This window comes from Kitasatospora sp. CB02891 (assembly GCF_002803145.1).
Lineage (GTDB): Bacteria > Actinomycetota > Actinomycetes > Streptomycetales > Streptomycetaceae > Kitasatospora > Kitasatospora griseola.
The window spans coordinates 239,984-255,772 of record NZ_NNBO01000003.1 but is presented as its reverse complement, the minus strand read 5'-3'; the positions used below and the strand labels follow the sequence as shown (position 1 = coordinate 255,772).

The following is a 15,789-nucleotide window of genomic DNA, read 5'->3' as shown; positions in this document are numbered from 1 at the left end:
ATCTCCCTGCGCCCCTCGCGTTCAAGGGCTACTGCCGGTCAGCCGGGGTTCAGCACGCGCCGTTGTCGGTCCAGGTGCCCCACTGGCCGCTCAGGCTCGGGTCCTCGCCGGTGGTCCACCACTTGTTGGTGTAGTAGTGGCCCTTCCAGGAGACCTTGGTGGCGGTGGCGTACACGGTGCCCGCGTTCCAGCTCGGCGCACCGGAGCAGGTGCCGGAGGTGGCGGACTGCGACGGGGAGGCGGAGGAGGACGGGGACGCCGAGGCCGAGGAGGAGGCCGAGGTGGACGGCGACGGGCTGGCCGACTGCGAGGCGGAGGCCGACGGCGACGGGGAGTTCGGGGCGGCCGGGCAGTTCGCGGCGGAGCCGTTGGTCGCGGTCACCATCTTGTCGAACAGCGCGGTCTGGGTGCCCAGGTCGTACATCGAGAAGGCGAACGAGCCGCCGAGGCCGTTGCAGTGCGCGTAGTCCAGCTTGGCCTGGATCGACTGGGCGTTCTCGCCCGACCAGAAGGTGGTGCCGTCGTAGAAGTACGCGGCCTTCGCGGCGTCGTCCCAGTAGGTGTAGGACGGGTTGTCGACGAAGCCGTTCAGCTCCTTGTACATCTTGATGCCGGCGACGTTGCCCGAGTAGGAGCCGCCGGCCGCCGGGCCGGTCGCCGGCTGGAACAGGCCGTGGTTGTTGCCGGCGGTGACGCCGGTCCAGCCGCGGTAGTAGAACGGGACGCCGACGTTGATCTTCTTCGCCGGGAAGCCGCCCGCGATGCCGTACTGCGGGTCACCCACGGTGTACGCCTTGATGGCGTTGTCCAGCGAGTACTTCCCGTTGCCGCCCGGGAGCGGGTTCATCGGGTCGTTCGGGTTGGTGTAGATCGGGGCCTGGTGGTTGGTCGGGCCCTTGGCCTCCCAACCGCCGTGCATGTCGTACGTCATGATGTCGAGGAAGGTCAGGTACTGACCGATCTTGTCGGTCTCGACGTACTTGATCTTGTCCTGACCGGCGCCGACCGCGGCCGCCAGGTTGTAGGTCTTGCCGTCCGTCTTGCCCTGGGCGTCCAGCTGGCTGCGGAACTCGGCGAGCAGCGAGGTGAAGTTCTGCTTGTCGTTCGGCGAGGAGTGGTTGCCGGTGTGGCCGTTGCCGCCCGGGTACTCCCAGTCGATGTCGATGCCGTCGAAGATGCCGGCGCCGGTGCCGGGGCCGCCGTAACCGCCCTGCACGGGCAGGTTGCCCTTGATGTACAGGTCGACGCAGGAGGACACGAACTTCTTGCGGGACGCGTCGGTGGCCGCGGCGTCCGAGAAGTACTTCGAGTAGGTCCAGCCGCCGATCGACAGCAGCACCTTGAGGTTGGGGTTCTTCGCCTTCAGCTTCTTCAGCTGGTTGAAGTTGCCCACGATCGGCTGGTTCCAGGTGTCGCCCACGCCGTCGACCGAGATGTCGGCGCCGAAGCTCTTCTGGTAGTCCGCGAAGGAGTCGCCCGCGCCGTCACCCGCGTTGGGGTCGTCCTCGTTCTGCGACGCGGCCTTGTTGGCCTCGAAACAGGTGAGGTTGGTGGGGTCGATGTTGCCGAAGTCGTAGATCAGGTAGTCGAGCTTGCCGGCGGCGCCGGTGTCGTTCATGGTCTTCAGGTAGTAGCCGTTGGTGTAGATCGACCACTGGTCGAAGTAGGCCACCTTGATGCCACCGCTGGTGGCGGGCGCGCCGGTCGAGTTGGTGGGGGCCGCCTGGGCGGTGCCGCCGGACAGCGCCAGGGTGCCGCCGAGCAGCAGGGACGCCGCGGTGCCGGCCGCGAGCGCGGCCCAGCCCTTGGGGCGCCGCCGCGAGGGCGACTGGGGAACGGTACGAAGCATGGCTGCGTGACTCCTGGTTGTGGGGGTCCTGACAAACCCGGATACGAACCGTGCGAGGTGGGGCCGCACAGCCAGGGGCATGACAGGGGGAATCGAGCGTTGGCCTGCAAAAACGCCGGGTACGGGATAAGCCGAACCGGCGCCGGTGGTCTGAACCACCGGCGCCGGCCCAGGGGCTCCCTGCACCTGCCAAGTAAAATGGACTAGACCAACTCGGCCGTCAAGAGCGGGATCTGACGCTTACGCCCCGCTTAAGGTTCGGTGACCGATCAGTACCGCAGCGCATTCGCCACCACAGGCGTCACGGGAGTGTTCAGCGACCGATTGCTGTGCGCCGTGGCCTGCGCAGTCGCCCCGGCAGCCACCTCCGGCACCGTGACCACGGTGGCGTCCAGCAGGTTCCCCGACGCGTCGTCGAAGTTGACCTGAATCGTGTACTTGCCCGCCTGGGAACCGTGGTTGGTGACGGTCACCGGCACCGACAGCTTGCCGTCCGACTCGGTGGTCACCGACCCCAGCGCCACGTCGCCCTTCACGTTCAGCCCGCCCTTGACGCTCGCCAGCGCCGAGGACGCCGCGGCCTGCGCGGAGGCGCCCAGCGAGGCCGCCGCCGAACCGATCGCGGCGGTGGCCGACCCCAGCGCCGACTCCGCGGCCGAGGCCACCGCCGACTTGCCGCCCTCCAGCGCCGAGGACGCCGTTCCGGCCGGCTTTCCGCTCGACGTACAGCCGGCCAGCGCAGCAGCGCCCACCAGCACGGCCGCGGTCCAGCCCGCGGCGACCCGGATCTGTCGCTCCATCAGTGAATCTCCCTGTCTCGTCGCGGCGCTCAGGAGAGCCCGGTGCCGTTCTCGCCCGCCGCCTCGTCCGCGGCCCGGGCCTCCCGCCTGCGCATCGCGTCCTGACGGCGCGACACCACCGCGACGGCGCCCAGCGCGCTCGCCGCGAACGCCAGCACACCGACCCACGGGCGGCCCAGCGCGTGCCCGGAGGCCGCGTCCAGCGAGTAGGCGCCCGGGCCGGAGACCGCCAGCACCAGGCCGCAGGCGCCGAGCAGCGCCGGGTACTCGTAGCCGCCGCCGTGCGCGAAGAAGCCCGCCGGGTAGTGCACCGCGATGGCGCCCGCCATCGTCCCGGCGACCACCGACCCGGCCACCGGGGTGGCCAGGCCCACCGCGAGCAGCGCACCGCCGCCCGCCTCGCCCAGCCCCGCCGCCAGGGCGTTGCGCTCGCCCGGCTCGAAGCCCATCTGCTCCATGGCCTGGGCGGTGGCCTCCGGGCCGCCGCCGCCGAACCAGCCGAACAGTTTCTGCGCGCCGTGCGCGAACAGGACACCGCCGACGACCGAGCGCAGTGCCAACAGACCGAGATCCTTGCGGTGCAGACTGGACATGGTGTTGCCCCTGGGTGTGAAGAGAAGACCGTAGGGCCCATCCCAGCGTGCGCACCGGCCCCGCTCGACCCGGCGAACCCATCCGGGCGACCCGACCCACCCCGCAGGGAGACTCCCGATGCCCACCGCACCGCAGCCGCCCGAGTACGTCCTGCACGGCGACCGGGTCACCGACGAGCCGAGCTTCTGGGCCGAACTCGGCCGCGCCGTGCACGCCCCCGGCGACTACTACGGCAAGAACCTCGACGCCCTCGCCGACGTCCTGCGCGGCGGCTTCACCCCCGAGCCGCCGTACGTGCTGATCTGGCGCCACGCCCTGGTCTCCGCCCAGGGGCTCACCCGCCGGGTGATCGGCCCCGACGACGAGGAGCGTTCCTACTTCGACGCCGTCCTCGACGTCCTGCGCCAGGGTGGCGTCACCGTCCGGCTGCGCTGACCGCCCATCATGGGCGCATGTCGGCGATCAACCTGAGCACCGTCTTCGTCACCTTCTTCGCCGTGGTCGGCCCGCCCAAGGTGCTGCTGGCCTTCGCCCAGCTCAGCCAGAGCCGCACCCCGGCCGAACTGCGAAAACTCACCCTGGTGTCCTCGGTGGTCGCCGCCGTGGTCGGCCTGGTGCTGGCGTACACCGCGGACGTCATGGCGGCGCTGTTCCACATCTCCGACCAGTCGCTGCAGATCGCCGGCGGGGTGATCTTCTTCATCTACGCCGTCGCCCTGGTGCTCGGCGTCCACCTCGGCGGCGGCAGCAGCGAGGGCCACCTCGACAACCCCCTCGCCGACGGCATCCGCGAACTGCTGCTGCCGTACGTGGCCAGCCCGCTGGCGATCACCGCGCTGCTGGTCGAGTCGCTCACCCGGGACACCCTCGAATGGCACTCCACGGTCGCCGCCATGTACGTCGCGGTGATCGCCGTGGACTGCGTGTCCGTCCTGCTGCTCGCCCCGCTGCTGCGGGCCAGCCGGCGCACCTCGCTGGAGGTGCTGTCCCGGCTGCTCGGCCTGCTGCTGGCCGCCGTCGGCGTCGAGATGTTCCTGTACGGGCTGGAGAGCCTCGGCGTGCACCTGGCCCCGTCCAAGAACGGCTACTGAGATCCCGTCAGGACGCCCGGATCGCCCGCCACGGCACCGGGCTGGAGAGGATCATCGAGCTGGTCGGCTGCCCGTAGCCGCCCAGCCGGTCGGTCAACCGCTCGAAGGCCGGCATGTCCGGGACGCCGACCAGCAGGACGCAGCACGCCCCGCCGGTCACCCGGTGCAGCTGGAACACCTCCGGCCAGTGCGCCACCTCCGGGTCGCGCAGCACGCAGCGCGGGCCGTAGCACTGCACCGTCACCAGGGCCATCACCGCCGCCCCGGCCTTCGCCGGGTCCAGGTGCGCGTGGTAGCCGGTGATCACCCCGTCCGCCTCCAGCCGGCGCACCCGCTCGGCCACCGCCGGCGGCGACAGGTTCACCCGCCGGGACAGCTCGTTGTACGACAGGCGCGCATCGGCCTGGAGTTCGGCCAGCAGCAGCCGGTCCACCGCGTCCATCGGCGGCTCCTTTGCGTTCGTCAGGCGATCGGGGCGCAGCACCTTGCGAACGGCAGGCCAATGCCGCCAACCGGGCTACGACGCCCATTCAAGAGCAGGCCGTCGCGCCGCACAATGGTGGCGCCCGCCGCACCCCGGAGCGGGCGGAACCAGGAGGTACCGGCCATGACCGGGCAGACCCACCGGCCCCACCTGACCTTCGGCGGCGACCAGAAGGGCGGCACGTCCACCCCCTACGCGCAGTACGTGCACCTGACCGAGCTGCACGCGCTCCAGCAGCCGCGCTCCGCGGAGCCCGCGGAGTACACGTTCATCGTCGCCACCCAGGTGATGGAGCTGCTCTTCGACCTGCTGCACCGCGAGTGGACCGCCGCCCGCGCCGCGCTGCGCGAGGACGACCTGACCGCCGCCCGCGACGCGCTGCGCCGCGGACTGCACGCGCAGGACGTGCTGGTCTCCTCCTGGGACCTGCTGGCCGCCATGACACCGGCCGAGTTCAACGCGTTCCGGCCGGTGCTCGGCGAGGCGTCCGGCTTCCAGTCCTCGGCGTTCCTGCGGCTGGAGTTCCTGCTCGGCAACAAGAGCGAGCGCCTGCTGACCATGTACCAGGACTCCCCCGCCGAGTACGACGAGCTGTTCACCGAGCTGCGCACCCCCAGCCTGTACGACGAGGCGCTGGCCGTGCTGGCCCGCCGCGGCCTGGAGATACCCGCGGCCCCCGCCGCCGCCCGCCGCGACCACGACGACGCCGTCGAGGCCGCCTGGCGGGCCGTGTACACCGACCCGGCGCTCGCCGACCTGGCCCGGCTCGGCGAGGCGCTGCTCGACACCGCCGAGCGGGTCACCCGTTGGCGCCAGCGCCACTACTCCGCCGTCAAGCGCACCATGGGCGGCAAGCCCGGCACCGGCGGCTCCTCCGGCCTGAGCTGGCTGAAGCACTCCGCCGACCAGGACGTCTTCCCCGAACTGTGGTCCGTCAGGAACGAACTGTGACAACTCACACCGCGGCTCCCACCCGCGAGGACTGCGTCGCCCGCGACGCCGCCGACCCGCTGCACCCGCTGCGCGAGCACTTCGAACTGCCCGAGGGCGTGCTGTACCTCGACGGGAACTCGCTCGGCGCGCTGCCCCGCCGTACGCCCGGCCACCTGGCGAAGGTGGTCGCCGAGGAGTGGGGCGCCGGGCTGATCCGGTCCTGGAACGACGCCGGGTGGTTCCACCAGCCCGGGCGGCTCGGCGACCGGCTCGGCGCGCACCTGCTGGGCGCGGCGGCCGGGCAGGTGGTGGTCTGCGACTCGACCTCCGTCAACCTGTTCAAGGTGCTCGGCGCCGCGCTGCGGCTGCGCCCCGGGCGCGGCGCGGTGGTCGCCGAGCGGCACGCGTTCCCCACCGACCTGTACATCGCGGACGGCCTGACCGGGCTGCACCCGGGCGCCCGGCCGGTGCTGGTGGACTCGGCGGCGCAGCTGGACGCGGTGCTCGACGCGGACACCGCGGTGGTGCTGCTCTCGCACGTCGACTACCGCACCGGCGAGCTGCTGGACATGGCGGCCGTCACCGGGCGGATCCACCGGGCCGGGGCGCTCGCCGTCTGGGACCTGTGCCACACCGCCGGGGCGCTGCCGATCGGACTGGACGCGGCCGACGTGGACTTCGCGGTCGGCTGCGGCTACAAGTACCTGAACGGCGGGCCGGGCGCGCCCGCGTTCCTGTACGCGGCCGAGCGCCACCACGCGGCGGCCCGGCAGCCGCTGACCGGCTGGTTCGGCCACGCCCGGCAGTTCGACTTCGAGCCGGGCTACCGGCCCGCCGAGGGCATCACCCGGTTCCTCACCGGGACGCCTCCGGTGCTCGGCCTGGCCGCGCTGGAGTCCTCGCTCGACGTGTGGGAGCTGGCCGATCCGGCGGCGGTGCGCGCCAAGAGCCTGGAACTCTCCGACCTGTTCCTGGAGCTGACGGCCGATCTGGACGTCGAGCCGGTGACGCCGCGTCAGCACGAGCGCCGCGGCAGCCAGGTGGCGCTGCGGCACCCGGAGGGCCACCGGATCGTCCAGGCGCTGATCGCCCGCGGCGTGATCGGCGACTTCCGGGCGCCCGACCTGATGCGGTTCGGCTTCACCCCGCTGTACCTGTCCCGGGCGGACGTGCACGACGCGGCGACGGCGCTGCGCGAGGTGCTGGCCTCCGGGGAGTGGCGGCAGGACCGGTTCGCCCGGCGCGGCGACGTCACCTGACGGCGCGTCGACCGCAGGCCGAACGGCCGGGGCCCGTGGGGGCTCCGGCCGTTCGGCGGTTCGGCCGCGGGGCGTCAGTGGCGACGGCCGCGGTTGCGACGGGCCAGCGTCACGGCCGCCGCGCCGAGGCCGAGCAGCACCGCGGCGCCGCCGGCCAGCGGGGCGACCAGGCTGCTACCGGTGTTCGCCAGCCCGCCACCGGGCCGGTGGCTCTGCCCGGGCTCCGGGCGCTCGCCGTGGGTGGGCTCGACGCTCTCCGACGGCTCGGGGCCCCCGCTCTCGGACGGCGACGGCGAAGGGCTCTCCGACTCGCTCGCCGAGGGCGACGGCGACGGCGAGGTGCTCTCGCTCTGCGACGGCGAGGGCGAGGGCGACGGGCTCTGCCCGCAGGTCGGCAGGTCGCCGTTGAACGGGTAGGCGTGGATCTCCGACCCGGAGGTGCCGGTCTGCACCAGGTTGCCGGCCACGTAGACGCGGCCGTTGGTGCCCGGGTTGGACAGCGTGACGGTGCCCGCCGCGTTGCCCGCCATGATGGAGCCCTGGAACTGGGCATTGCCGCTGACCGTCGCGTCGGCGGCGGTGGGGAAGTTCCACATCAGCAGCGGCTGCATGTCGGTGAGCTGGTCGCCGGGGAAGCCGGAGCCGGTGTTGGTGCGGATCAGCACCGGGTCCGGGCCGACCATGTTGACGATCACCGTCGCGCCGGCCGGGATGCCGGCGAACACCAGGTCGGCGGCGGCCGTGTCGCTGCCGATGTTCCGGTCGACGTTGAAGATCTGCCGCATGCTGTGGCCGTCGCCGGTGAAGGTGTACAGGTTGCCTTCGACGCTCAGCGTGCCGGTGGCGGTCTGCTCGGCCATGCAGGTCGAGTCGTCCTTGATGACCGTGGTGAGGCCGAGGAACGGGTCGATCGCCGCCGGGTCCTGGCGCGCCGCGCCGGGGCCGGAGAACTCGATGATGCCGCTCTCGGTGGTGCCGTAGGCCAGGTTGCCCCAGCGGGCCGGGTCGCCGCCGCCGATCTGCACCCGGTTGCCGGTGACGACGTCGACGGCGCCGCCGACCGTCACGTGGTCGGTGCCGGGCGGCGGCGCGACCTGGGAGCCGACGCCGACCACGCCCATGTTGAACAGGCCGCCGCCGTTCTTGTCGACGGTCAGGTCCTTGACCGTGACGACCTTCCCCTCGACCTCGGCGGCCCGGCCCTCCACCGTGTAGTTGCCGCCGACGAAGACGTTGATTGTGTCGTCGGTGCCCGCCGGCGGGCCGTTGTGCACCGGCACCGGGAACGGGTTCGGACAGTCGCCGACGCACGGACCGAGCGGCGGGGCCAGCTGGTCCGCCTGCCCGATCGAGGCCAGTGTGACGAGCGGGGCGGCGGCGAGGGCCGCCACCGCCGCATACCGGACCAGCCGGTTCTTGGGACGAGCGCCGTGTCGCACGGACACCCCTTTCGTTGACGGTGGGTCAGCAGACAGCGAACCCCGGCCAGCAAAGTGGTGTTAGCGGAAAAATCCGACCGTCTGACAACTGACGCGCAGAAAGATCACTCGAACGGACTAAGTTGCTGGTGCACCGATGACGGCGCCCGCCTGGACAAGGAGACCCGTGTCGAACCATCCGCTCGCCCTGCTCGCCACCACCGCCGAGGTCCTCGCCCGGCCGGACGCCGACGAACGGCTGCTCGCCGACTACGAGCGCGAACGCGCCGACCGCTTCCGCCGCCCCGCCGACCGCGACGACTACGTCGCCGCCCACCTGCTGGTCCGGTACTGCGCGGCCGCGCACCTCGGCATCGACCCCGCCGACGTCGCCTTCGGCCAGCAGTGCCCCGGCTGCGGCCGCACCGGACACGGCCGGCCCCTGCTCACCGACCGCCCCGGCACCCACCTCAGCCTGTCCCACACCGGCGGGGTCATCGCCGCCGCGGCCGGCCCCGTCCCGATCGGCGTGGACGTCGAACACCTCGGCCCGCGCACCACCGACCCGGCCTCGCTCAGCCACGTGCTCAGCCCCGCCGAGGCCGCGCTCATCCGCGACCACCCCGACCCGACCCGGGCGTTCCTCCGCCAGTGGGTCCGCAAGGAAGCCCTGATCAAGCTCGGGCGGGCCACCCTCGACAGCCTGCCCGAAATCGACCTGTCCGCACTCCCCCTCGACCCGCCCGCCCAGCACCGGCACGGCGACCTGCACTACCTCGAACTCACCACCGAACAGGTGGTGTTCACGGCGGCGGCCACCCTGCCGACGACGCTCGGCGAGCTCTGAACCGCCGCTGCTCCGCCGGCTCGGGTGCGGTGCCCGGCTTCTCGGCGTCCACCGGCAGCGCCCGGGAGTCGGGGCGGCAGCCGTCCCGCTCGGTGGAGCCGTAGCACCGGGCTGAGAGCGGCCCGGCCCGTTGTCGGCGGGGCGGAGCAGACTGGAGGCATGTGCCGAAGCATCAAGACGCTCCGCCCGCCGATGACGCCCGACGCCACCCCCGAGGACGTGCACGCGGCGGCACTCCAGTACGTCCGGAAGATCTCCGGGTTCCGGGCGCCCGCCGCGCACAACCGGGAGGTGTTCGACGCGGCGGTGGCCGCCGTCGCGGCCGCCACCGCCGAACTGCTGGCCGGGCTGGAGGTGCGCGGCGTCACGCCCCGTTCGTCGACCCCGGCCGGATGACCATCAGCACCAGCACGACCACCCACAGCAGGTTGAACAGCCCCGCGGTCATCGGCAGCATCTTCAGCATGCCGGTGGCCCGGGTGGTCTCCGCCTCCTGGTTCTCGGTCGCGTCCAGCGCGTCCACGGTGGCCTGCTGACCGGGCAGCACGAACAGCAGCAGCACACCCGCCGCGATCGCCGTCAGCACGATCGACGCGATCAGCCAGCCGTTCCCCAGCACGTGCATCGCCTGCGCCGTACCGACGCCCAGCAGCGGCACCGCGATCCCGATCAGCGCGTAGATGTTGCTGATCCGGTGCAGCAACCGCACCGACGCCTGCGCCGTCGCCTGCTCGGGCCCCGCCACCAGGGCGGCCTTCGCCTTCCGCGGGAACATGCTCACCGCCACCGCGACCGGACCGACGGCCAGCACGGCGACCACCAGATGCAGACTCAGCAGGAACTTGGCCATCGCCGCCGCAACCCTTCGAAAAACCACCGGAAAGAAATCGTCCGCCACGCTAGCAGCGCTTATCCGGGGCCCTGCCGGGCCCCGGCGGGGGCTCACGCGCCGGTCGGGAGGGACGGGATCCGGGAGAGGACCGCCTGCGTGTCGAGGCCGGTGGGGAGGGTGCCGTAGGCGAGGCCGGAGCGGCCGGCGAGGCGGGTGGCGGTGAAGGCCTCGGCGACGGCGGGGTGGCCGTGGCGGAGGAGGGCGGCGGCCTGGAGGGTGAGGGCGAGGCGTTCGACCAGGTGGCGGGTGCGGTATTCGAGGTGGTCGGGGTCGGCGAGGTCCTTGCGGAGGTCGGCGACGGCGGTGTCGAAGTGGCGGTCGAGTCCGCTCGCGGCGTCGAGTTCGGCGAACACGGCGGCCACCGACTCGGGCTGCCGGGCCATCGCGCGCAGCGCGTCGAGGGCGGCGACGTTGCCGGAGCCCTCCCAGATCGACACCAGGGGCGCCTCGCGGTAGAGCCGGGGCATCCCGGACTCCTCGACGTAGCCGTTGCCGCCCAGGCATTCGAGGGCCTCGGCGGCATGCCCGGGGCCGCGCTTGCACACCCAGTACTTGGCGACGGCCAGGCCCAGGCGGCGGAACCGGGCCTCCTGCTGGTCGCCGGCCAGCGCCCGGTCGGTGGCCTCGGCGAGCCGCATGGCGATCGCGGTGGCGGCCTCCGACTCGACCACCAGGTCGGCCAGCACGTTGCGCATCAGCGGCTGCTCGACCAGCGCCTTGCCGAACGCCCGCCGGTGGGTGGCGTGGTGCAGGGCGCGCAGCGCGCCGTACCGCATCCCGGAGGCGGCGCCGACGGTGCAGTCCAGGCGGGTCATGTTGACCATCTCGATGATGGTCCGCACGCCGCGGCCCTCCTCGCCGACCAGCCAGCCGACCGCGTCCTCGTACTCGATCTCCGAGGAGGCGTTGGACTTGTTGCCGAGCTTGTCCTTGAGCCGCTGCAGACGCAGCGCGTTGCGGCTGCCGTCGGGCAGCACCCGGGGCAGCACGAAGCAGGACAGCCCGCCGGGGGCCTGGGCCAGCGTCAGGAACAGGTCGGACATCGGGGCGGAGGTGAACCACTTGTGGCCGACCAGCCGGTACGTGCCGTCGCCGGCGGGGACGGCGCGGGTGGTGTTGGTGCGGACGTCGGAGCCGCCCTGCTTCTCGGTCATCGACATGCCGGCGATCAGCCCGCGCTTGCCGTGCGGCTCGCGCAGCCCGAAGTCGTACTCCCGGGCGGCCAGCAACGGCTCGTAGGCGGCGGCGAGTTCGGGGCTGGTGCGGAGGGCGGGCACCGAGGCGTACGTCATCGAGATCGGACAGGTGTGCCCGGCCTCGACCTGCCCCCAGACGTAGAACTTGGCGGCGCGGGCGGTGTGCGCGCCGGGCCGCTCGTCCTGCCAGGGCGCGGCGTGCAGGCCGTGTTCGACGGCGGTGCGCATCAACTCGTGCCAGTACGGGTGGAATTCGACCTCGTCGACGCGGTGGCCGTAGCGGTCGTGGGTGTGCAGCACCGGCGGGTTGTCGTTGGCGAGCCGGGCCCAGTCGGCGGCCTGCTCGGTGCCGGCCAGGCGGCCGAGGGCGTGCAGTTCGTCCGCGGCCCAGCCGGCGCCGGCCCGGTCCAGGGCGGCCAGCAGGGTGGGGTCCTCGGCGACGTCGTGGCCGTACGGGTCGGGGACCTGGTTGGTGACCTCGTGCGTGCTTGCCATCAGTGCCCTCCCAGGGCGCGCAGGGTGAAGGTGACGAGCTCGGGCAGGACGGTCTCCGGCGGCTGCCCGTCGGTGAGCGGCCCCACCAGCGCCTCGCCGACCGCGCCGACGATCGCGGCGGCGGTCAGTTCGGCGCGCTGGACGGGGAGTTGCCCCTTCGCCACGGCCCGGTCGATCCGGCCGGCGATCAAGTCCCGGAACGCCCGCCGGAACACCAGGCGTTCGGCCTCGACCACCCGGTCCGCCGGTTCGGCGAGCAGCGCGTACGCCAGCCGGGGCGACTTCAGCGCACGGGCGGCGAACGTGGAGACCACTGCCGCGACCCCGTCCAGCGGGTCGGCGGCCCGCTCGGCGGCCTCCGTGACGGCGGCGATCTCCCGGCCGCAGACGGTGCGGAACAGGGTGACGGCGAGATCGGCCTTGCCGTCGAAGTGCTGGTACATGCTGCCGGTGGCGATACCGGCCCGGTCGGCGACGGCCGCCATCGAGCAGCCGGCGTAGCCGCGTTCGGCGAGCAGGGCGACGGCGGCCCGCAGGACGGCCTCGCGCTGACCGTCGAGCCGGGCCTGGACGGCGGCGGTGCGTCGATAGGCCATACCAAGGATTGAAGCACCGATTCAGCTCTTCAGAAAGGCCTGCGACAGGTTTTGAACGTGTTCACTTTTCGCTAGGCTCAACCCCGGAGACACCGAGGGAGGGCTTCCATGAAGATCGTGCTGCCCGGCGGCACCGGGCACGTCGGCAGACTGCTGGAACGCGAGTGGACCGCCGCCGGCCACGAAGTGCTGATCCTGACCAGAGGGCCGGACCGCGGCCGGGAGATCCACTGGGACGGCCGCACCCTCGGCCCCTGGGCCGCGGCCGTCGACGGCAGCGACCTGGTGGTCAACCTCGCCGGACGGAGCGTCGACTGCCGCTACACCCCGGCCAACCTCCGGACCATGATGGACTCCCGCGTGGACTCCACCCGGATCGTCGGCGAGGCCATCGCGGGCGCCGCCCGACCGCCCAGGACCTGGCTCCAGATGAGCACCGCCACCATCTACGCCCACCGCTTCGACGCCCCCAACGACGAAGCCACCGGCCAGCTCGGCGGCGCCGAACCGGGCGTCCCTGCGTACTGGGCCTACAGCGTCGAGATCGCCAAGGCCTGGGAACGCGCCCAGGAGGAGGCGGACACCCCGCGGACCCGCAAGGTCGCGCTGCGCACCGCGATGGTGATGAGCCCCGAACGCGGCGGAGCCTTCGACCTCGTCCTGCGCCTGGCGCGCCTGGGCCTCGGCGGCCCGATCGCGGGCGGCGCCCAGTACATGTCCTGGATCCACGGCCGCGACCTGGTCCGCTCGCTCGACTTCCTGACCGCCCGGGAGGACCTCTCCGGCCCGGTGAACCTCGCCGCCCCCAACCCCGTCCCCCACCGCGACTTCATGCACGCGATCCGGACCGCCCGGGGCATCCCGGTGGGCCTCCCGGCGACCCGCTGGATGGCCGAACTCGGCGCGTTCGCCCTCCGCTCGGACACCGAACTGCTGCTCAAGAGCCGCCGGGTCACCCCCGGCCGACTGCTGGACGCCGGCTTCCGCTTCGACCACACCCGCTGGCCCGAAACGGCCGCCGCCCTGGTCCGGGCAGTCAGGGGCCGCGATCAGGGGCCCGGGGAGCGGCGGGGCCAGGAGCACCGACGGCCAGCGGGGCGCTGAGCGTTCCGCCGCCTCGGGCCCCTTCCGTCAGCTCGCCCCGACAGCTCGCAGCGCGAACGGCAGAAAGCGGTCCGCAGTGGCCTGCGCCGTCGCCGCGTCCACCTGGTCCGGGCGCGGCATCAGCAGGAAGCGGCTCATCAGCGGCCCGACCACCACCGCCCCGAGCAGGTCCGCGTCCGGGACGGAGTCGATCTCGCCGCGTTCGGCGGCCCGCCGGACGGCCTCGCCGACCCGGCGGTGGACGGGTTCGAGGAACGCCGCGGTGAGGGCGTCGGCCAGGGCGGTGTTCTGCGCGGCCTCGCCGACCAGGGCCTGCATCAGGCGGCCGGCCTCGCCGGTGAGCGCGGCGGCCTTGTCGCGCAGCAGGACCCGGAGGTCGCCCGCCAGGGTGCCGGTGTCGGGCTGGGTGCGGACGTCCTCGACGTGGGTGGCGGCGGCGGCGATCACCAGCTCGTCCTTGGAGGACCAGCGGCGGTAGAGGGTGGCGGTGGAGACGCCCGCGCGGGCGGCGACCGCGGCGGTGGTCAGCGCCCGGTAGCCGCTCTCGGCGAGGACGGCCAGGGTGGCGTCCAGGATGGCCCGGTCGCGCGCGGCGTCGCGGGGGCGGCCCCTTCGCGGCGCGGTCTCGGCCGCCGGCCGCCGGAGCGTGCGCGGGTCGTCCGGGGAGGCGGGGGGTGCGGTGCGGGTCATGGCCTCAGCCTACGACGGGCGCAAAACGAAACGAAATCACTTCGTTTCGTTTATGCTCAACGGCATGAACGCTTCCACCGGCGTTTCCACGCCCACCGCGCCCCACCCCGCCGACGCCGCCACCACCGTCGCCCGCCTGCACGCCGCCTTCGCCACCGGCCGGACCAGGCCGCTCGCCTGGCGCAAGGCCCAACTGCGCGCGCTGCGCCGCCTGCTGGTCGAGCAGGAGGAGGTGTTCGCGGCCGCGCTGAAGGCCGATCTCGGCAAGAGCCCGACCGAGGCGTACCTCACCGAGATCGGCTTCACCGTCAACGAGATCGACCACACCCTGCGCCACCTGGCCCGCTGGCTGCGCCCGCGCCGGGTCTCGGTGCCGCTGGCGCTGGCGCCCGCCCGGGCCCGTACGGTGCGCGAGCCGCTGGGCACGGTGCTGGTGATCAGCCCGTGGAACTATCCGCTGCAACTGGCGCTGGCCCCGCTGGTCGGTGCGATCGCCGCGGGCAACTGCGCGGTGGTCAAGCCCAGCGAGCTCGCCCCGGCCACCTCCGCGACGCTCGCCCACTGGCTGCCGCGGGTCCTCGACCCGCAGACCGTGGCCGTGGTCGAGGGCGGCGTGCCGGAGACCACCGCCCTGCTGGAGCAGCGTTTCGACCACGTCTTCTACACCGGCAACGGCACGGTCGGCCGGATCGTGATGACCGCCGCCGCCCGTCATCTCACGCCCGTGACACTGGAGTTGGGCGGCAAGAGCCCGGCGGTCGTCGACCCCGGCGCCGACCTGGCGGCCGCGGCCCGCCGGATCGTCTGGGGCAAGTTCATGAATGCCGGCCAGACCTGCGTCGCCCCCGACTACGTCCTCGCGATCGGCGACACCGGCCCGGCGCTGGAGGCCGAACTGGCCGCCGCGATCCGGGAGATGTACGGCGAGGACCCGGCCGGCAGCCCGGACTACGGGCGGATCGTCAACGAGCGCCACTTCGACCGGCTGACGGCGCTGCTGGCCGACGGGCGGACCGTCGCCGGCGGCGAGCACGACCGCGCCACCCGCTACCTCGCGCCGACGGTGCTGGCCGACGTCGACCCGGAGTCGCCGGTGATGCGGGACGAGATCTTCGGCCCCGTGCTGCCGATCGTCCGGGTCCCCGACCTGGACGCGGCGATCGCGTTCATCACCGCCCGGGACAAGCCGCTGGCGCTGTACGCCTTCACGTCCTCCGCGCAGACCCGGCGCCGGCTGACCGCCGAGACCTCCTCGGGGGCGCTGGCCTTCGGCATCCCGAACGCCCACCTCTCCGTGCCGGGGCTGCCGTTCGGCGGGGTCGGCGAGAGCGGCCAGGGCGGCTACCACGGCCGCCTCTCGGTGGAGACGTTCAGCCACACCAAGGCGGTGCTGTCCAAGCCGCTGGCGCTGGACACCCTGCGGCTCGCCTACCCGCCGTTCACGTCCGGCAAGTCCCGGCTGCTGCGCCGCTTCATGTGACGCCGATCGCGCGCAGCCACCCGCGGAGGGGTACGCGGGTGGCTGCGCGCGGGGCGGGCTC

17 protein-coding genes are annotated in these 15,789 nt (G+C 73.0%); 8 read left to right on the top strand and 9 right to left on the bottom strand.

The genetic code is table 11. The annotated features are described in order from the left end of the window. Nucleotides 1–49 precede the first annotated feature (49 nt). From CG736_RS09960 to CG736_RS09950, 3 genes are all read right to left on the bottom strand, one after another. Nucleotides 50–1,849: a glycosyl hydrolase family 18 protein gene (locus tag CG736_RS09960; protein WP_100585814.1), complete on the bottom strand. Its 1,800-nt coding sequence runs from the start codon at nucleotides 1,847–1,849 to the stop codon at nucleotides 50–52. Between the two features lie 269 nt (nucleotides 1,850–2,118). Further along, nucleotides 2,119–2,649: a hypothetical protein gene (locus CG736_RS36060; RefSeq protein ID WP_157815498.1), complete on the bottom strand. Its 531-nt coding sequence runs from the start codon at nucleotides 2,647–2,649 to the stop codon at nucleotides 2,119–2,121. A gap of 29 nt (nucleotides 2,650–2,678) precedes the next feature. After that, a complete protein-coding gene (locus CG736_RS09950) occupies nucleotides 2,679–3,242 on the bottom strand; it encodes a DoxX family protein (protein ID WP_100585812.1) in 564 nt (187 codons plus the stop codon). A 118-nt stretch (nucleotides 3,243–3,360) separates the two neighbouring features. On the opposite strand from CG736_RS09950, the gene CG736_RS09945 reads away from it, so the two are divergent. After that, nucleotides 3,361–3,678 (top strand): barstar family protein, encoded by a 318-nt coding sequence (locus CG736_RS09945; protein ID WP_100585811.1) that lies wholly within the window; start codon nucleotides 3,361–3,363, stop codon nucleotides 3,676–3,678. A 17-nt stretch (nucleotides 3,679–3,695) separates the two neighbouring features. Further along, nucleotides 3,696–4,334, top strand: a complete 639-nt coding sequence (locus CG736_RS09940; RefSeq protein ID WP_100585810.1) for a MarC family protein — start codon at nucleotides 3,696–3,698, stop codon at nucleotides 4,332–4,334. Nucleotides 4,335–4,341: 7 nt separating this feature from the next. Here the strand turns inward: CG736_RS09940 and CG736_RS09935 are convergent, their stop codons facing one another. Next, on the bottom strand, nucleotides 4,342–4,776 hold the full coding sequence (locus CG736_RS09935; protein ID WP_043913751.1) for an Lrp/AsnC family transcriptional regulator: 435 nt from the start codon (nucleotides 4,774–4,776) through the stop codon (nucleotides 4,342–4,344). 165 nt (nucleotides 4,777–4,941) lie between these two features. On the opposite strand from CG736_RS09935, the gene CG736_RS09930 reads away from it, so the two are divergent. Both CG736_RS09930 and kynU read left to right on the top strand, forming a co-directional pair. Continuing rightward, nucleotides 4,942–5,769: a tryptophan 2,3-dioxygenase gene (locus tag CG736_RS09930; RefSeq protein ID WP_100585809.1), complete on the top strand. Its 828-nt coding sequence runs from the start codon at nucleotides 4,942–4,944 to the stop codon at nucleotides 5,767–5,769. Continuing rightward, entirely contained in the window at nucleotides 5,766–7,010 is a 1,245-nt protein-coding gene (gene kynU / locus CG736_RS09925; RefSeq protein ID WP_100585808.1) for a kynureninase, read from the top strand. Before CG736_RS09930 ends, kynU begins: the two co-directional genes overlap by 4 nt. Before the next feature lie 74 nt (nucleotides 7,011–7,084). On the opposite strand, the gene CG736_RS09920 is transcribed toward kynU, so the two are convergent. Further along, nucleotides 7,085–8,449, bottom strand: coding sequence for a choice-of-anchor A family protein (locus tag CG736_RS09920; protein WP_198520421.1), 1,365 nt, complete (start codon nucleotides 8,447–8,449; stop codon nucleotides 7,085–7,087). Between the two features lie 166 nt (nucleotides 8,450–8,615). Here CG736_RS09920 and CG736_RS09915 point away from each other — a divergent pair, with 166 nt between their 5' ends. Together CG736_RS09915 and CG736_RS09910 are read left to right on the top strand one after the other, a co-directional pair. After that, nucleotides 8,616–9,275, top strand: a complete 660-nt coding sequence (locus tag CG736_RS09915; RefSeq protein WP_100585806.1) for a 4'-phosphopantetheinyl transferase superfamily protein — start codon at nucleotides 8,616–8,618, stop codon at nucleotides 9,273–9,275. A 159-nt stretch (nucleotides 9,276–9,434) separates the two neighbouring features. Continuing rightward, nucleotides 9,435–9,671: a DUF2277 domain-containing protein gene (locus CG736_RS09910; protein ID WP_043913756.1), complete on the top strand. Its 237-nt coding sequence runs from the start codon at nucleotides 9,435–9,437 to the stop codon at nucleotides 9,669–9,671. On the opposite strand, the gene CG736_RS09905 is transcribed toward CG736_RS09910, so the two are convergent. The 3 genes from CG736_RS09905 to CG736_RS09895 all read right to left on the bottom strand — a co-directional run bounded on the left by CG736_RS09905 (nucleotide 9,640) and on the right by CG736_RS09895 (nucleotide 12,454). Further along, nucleotides 9,640–10,125, bottom strand: a complete 486-nt coding sequence (locus CG736_RS09905; RefSeq protein ID WP_043913757.1) for a membrane protein — start codon at nucleotides 10,123–10,125, stop codon at nucleotides 9,640–9,642. The genes CG736_RS09910 and CG736_RS09905 overlap by 32 nt on opposite strands. A gap of 92 nt (nucleotides 10,126–10,217) precedes the next feature. Then, nucleotides 10,218–11,858: an isovaleryl-CoA dehydrogenase gene (locus CG736_RS09900; RefSeq protein WP_100585805.1), complete on the bottom strand. Its 1,641-nt coding sequence runs from the start codon at nucleotides 11,856–11,858 to the stop codon at nucleotides 10,218–10,220. Continuing rightward, nucleotides 11,858–12,454 (bottom strand): TetR/AcrR family transcriptional regulator, encoded by a 597-nt coding sequence (locus tag CG736_RS09895; protein ID WP_100585804.1) that lies wholly within the window; start codon nucleotides 12,452–12,454, stop codon nucleotides 11,858–11,860. The genes CG736_RS09900 and CG736_RS09895 overlap by 1 nt, the downstream gene beginning before the upstream one ends. A gap of 108 nt (nucleotides 12,455–12,562) precedes the next feature. Here CG736_RS09895 and CG736_RS09890 point away from each other — a divergent pair, with 108 nt between their 5' ends. Then, entirely contained in the window at nucleotides 12,563–13,558 is a 996-nt protein-coding gene (locus tag CG736_RS09890) for a TIGR01777 family oxidoreductase (protein ID WP_100585803.1), read from the top strand. A 27-nt stretch (nucleotides 13,559–13,585) separates the two neighbouring features. On the opposite strand, the gene CG736_RS09885 is transcribed toward CG736_RS09890, so the two are convergent. Then, nucleotides 13,586–14,248, bottom strand: a complete 663-nt coding sequence (locus CG736_RS09885; protein WP_100585802.1) for a TetR/AcrR family transcriptional regulator — start codon at nucleotides 14,246–14,248, stop codon at nucleotides 13,586–13,588. 64 nt (nucleotides 14,249–14,312) lie between these two features. On the opposite strand from CG736_RS09885, the gene CG736_RS09880 reads away from it, so the two are divergent. Further along, the gene (locus CG736_RS09880) at nucleotides 14,313–15,728 is read left to right on the top strand and encodes an aldehyde dehydrogenase family protein (protein ID WP_232733902.1); all 1,416 of its coding nucleotides are present in this window, start codon (nucleotides 14,313–14,315) and stop codon (nucleotides 15,726–15,728) included. Nucleotides 15,729–15,789 lie beyond the last annotated feature (61 nt).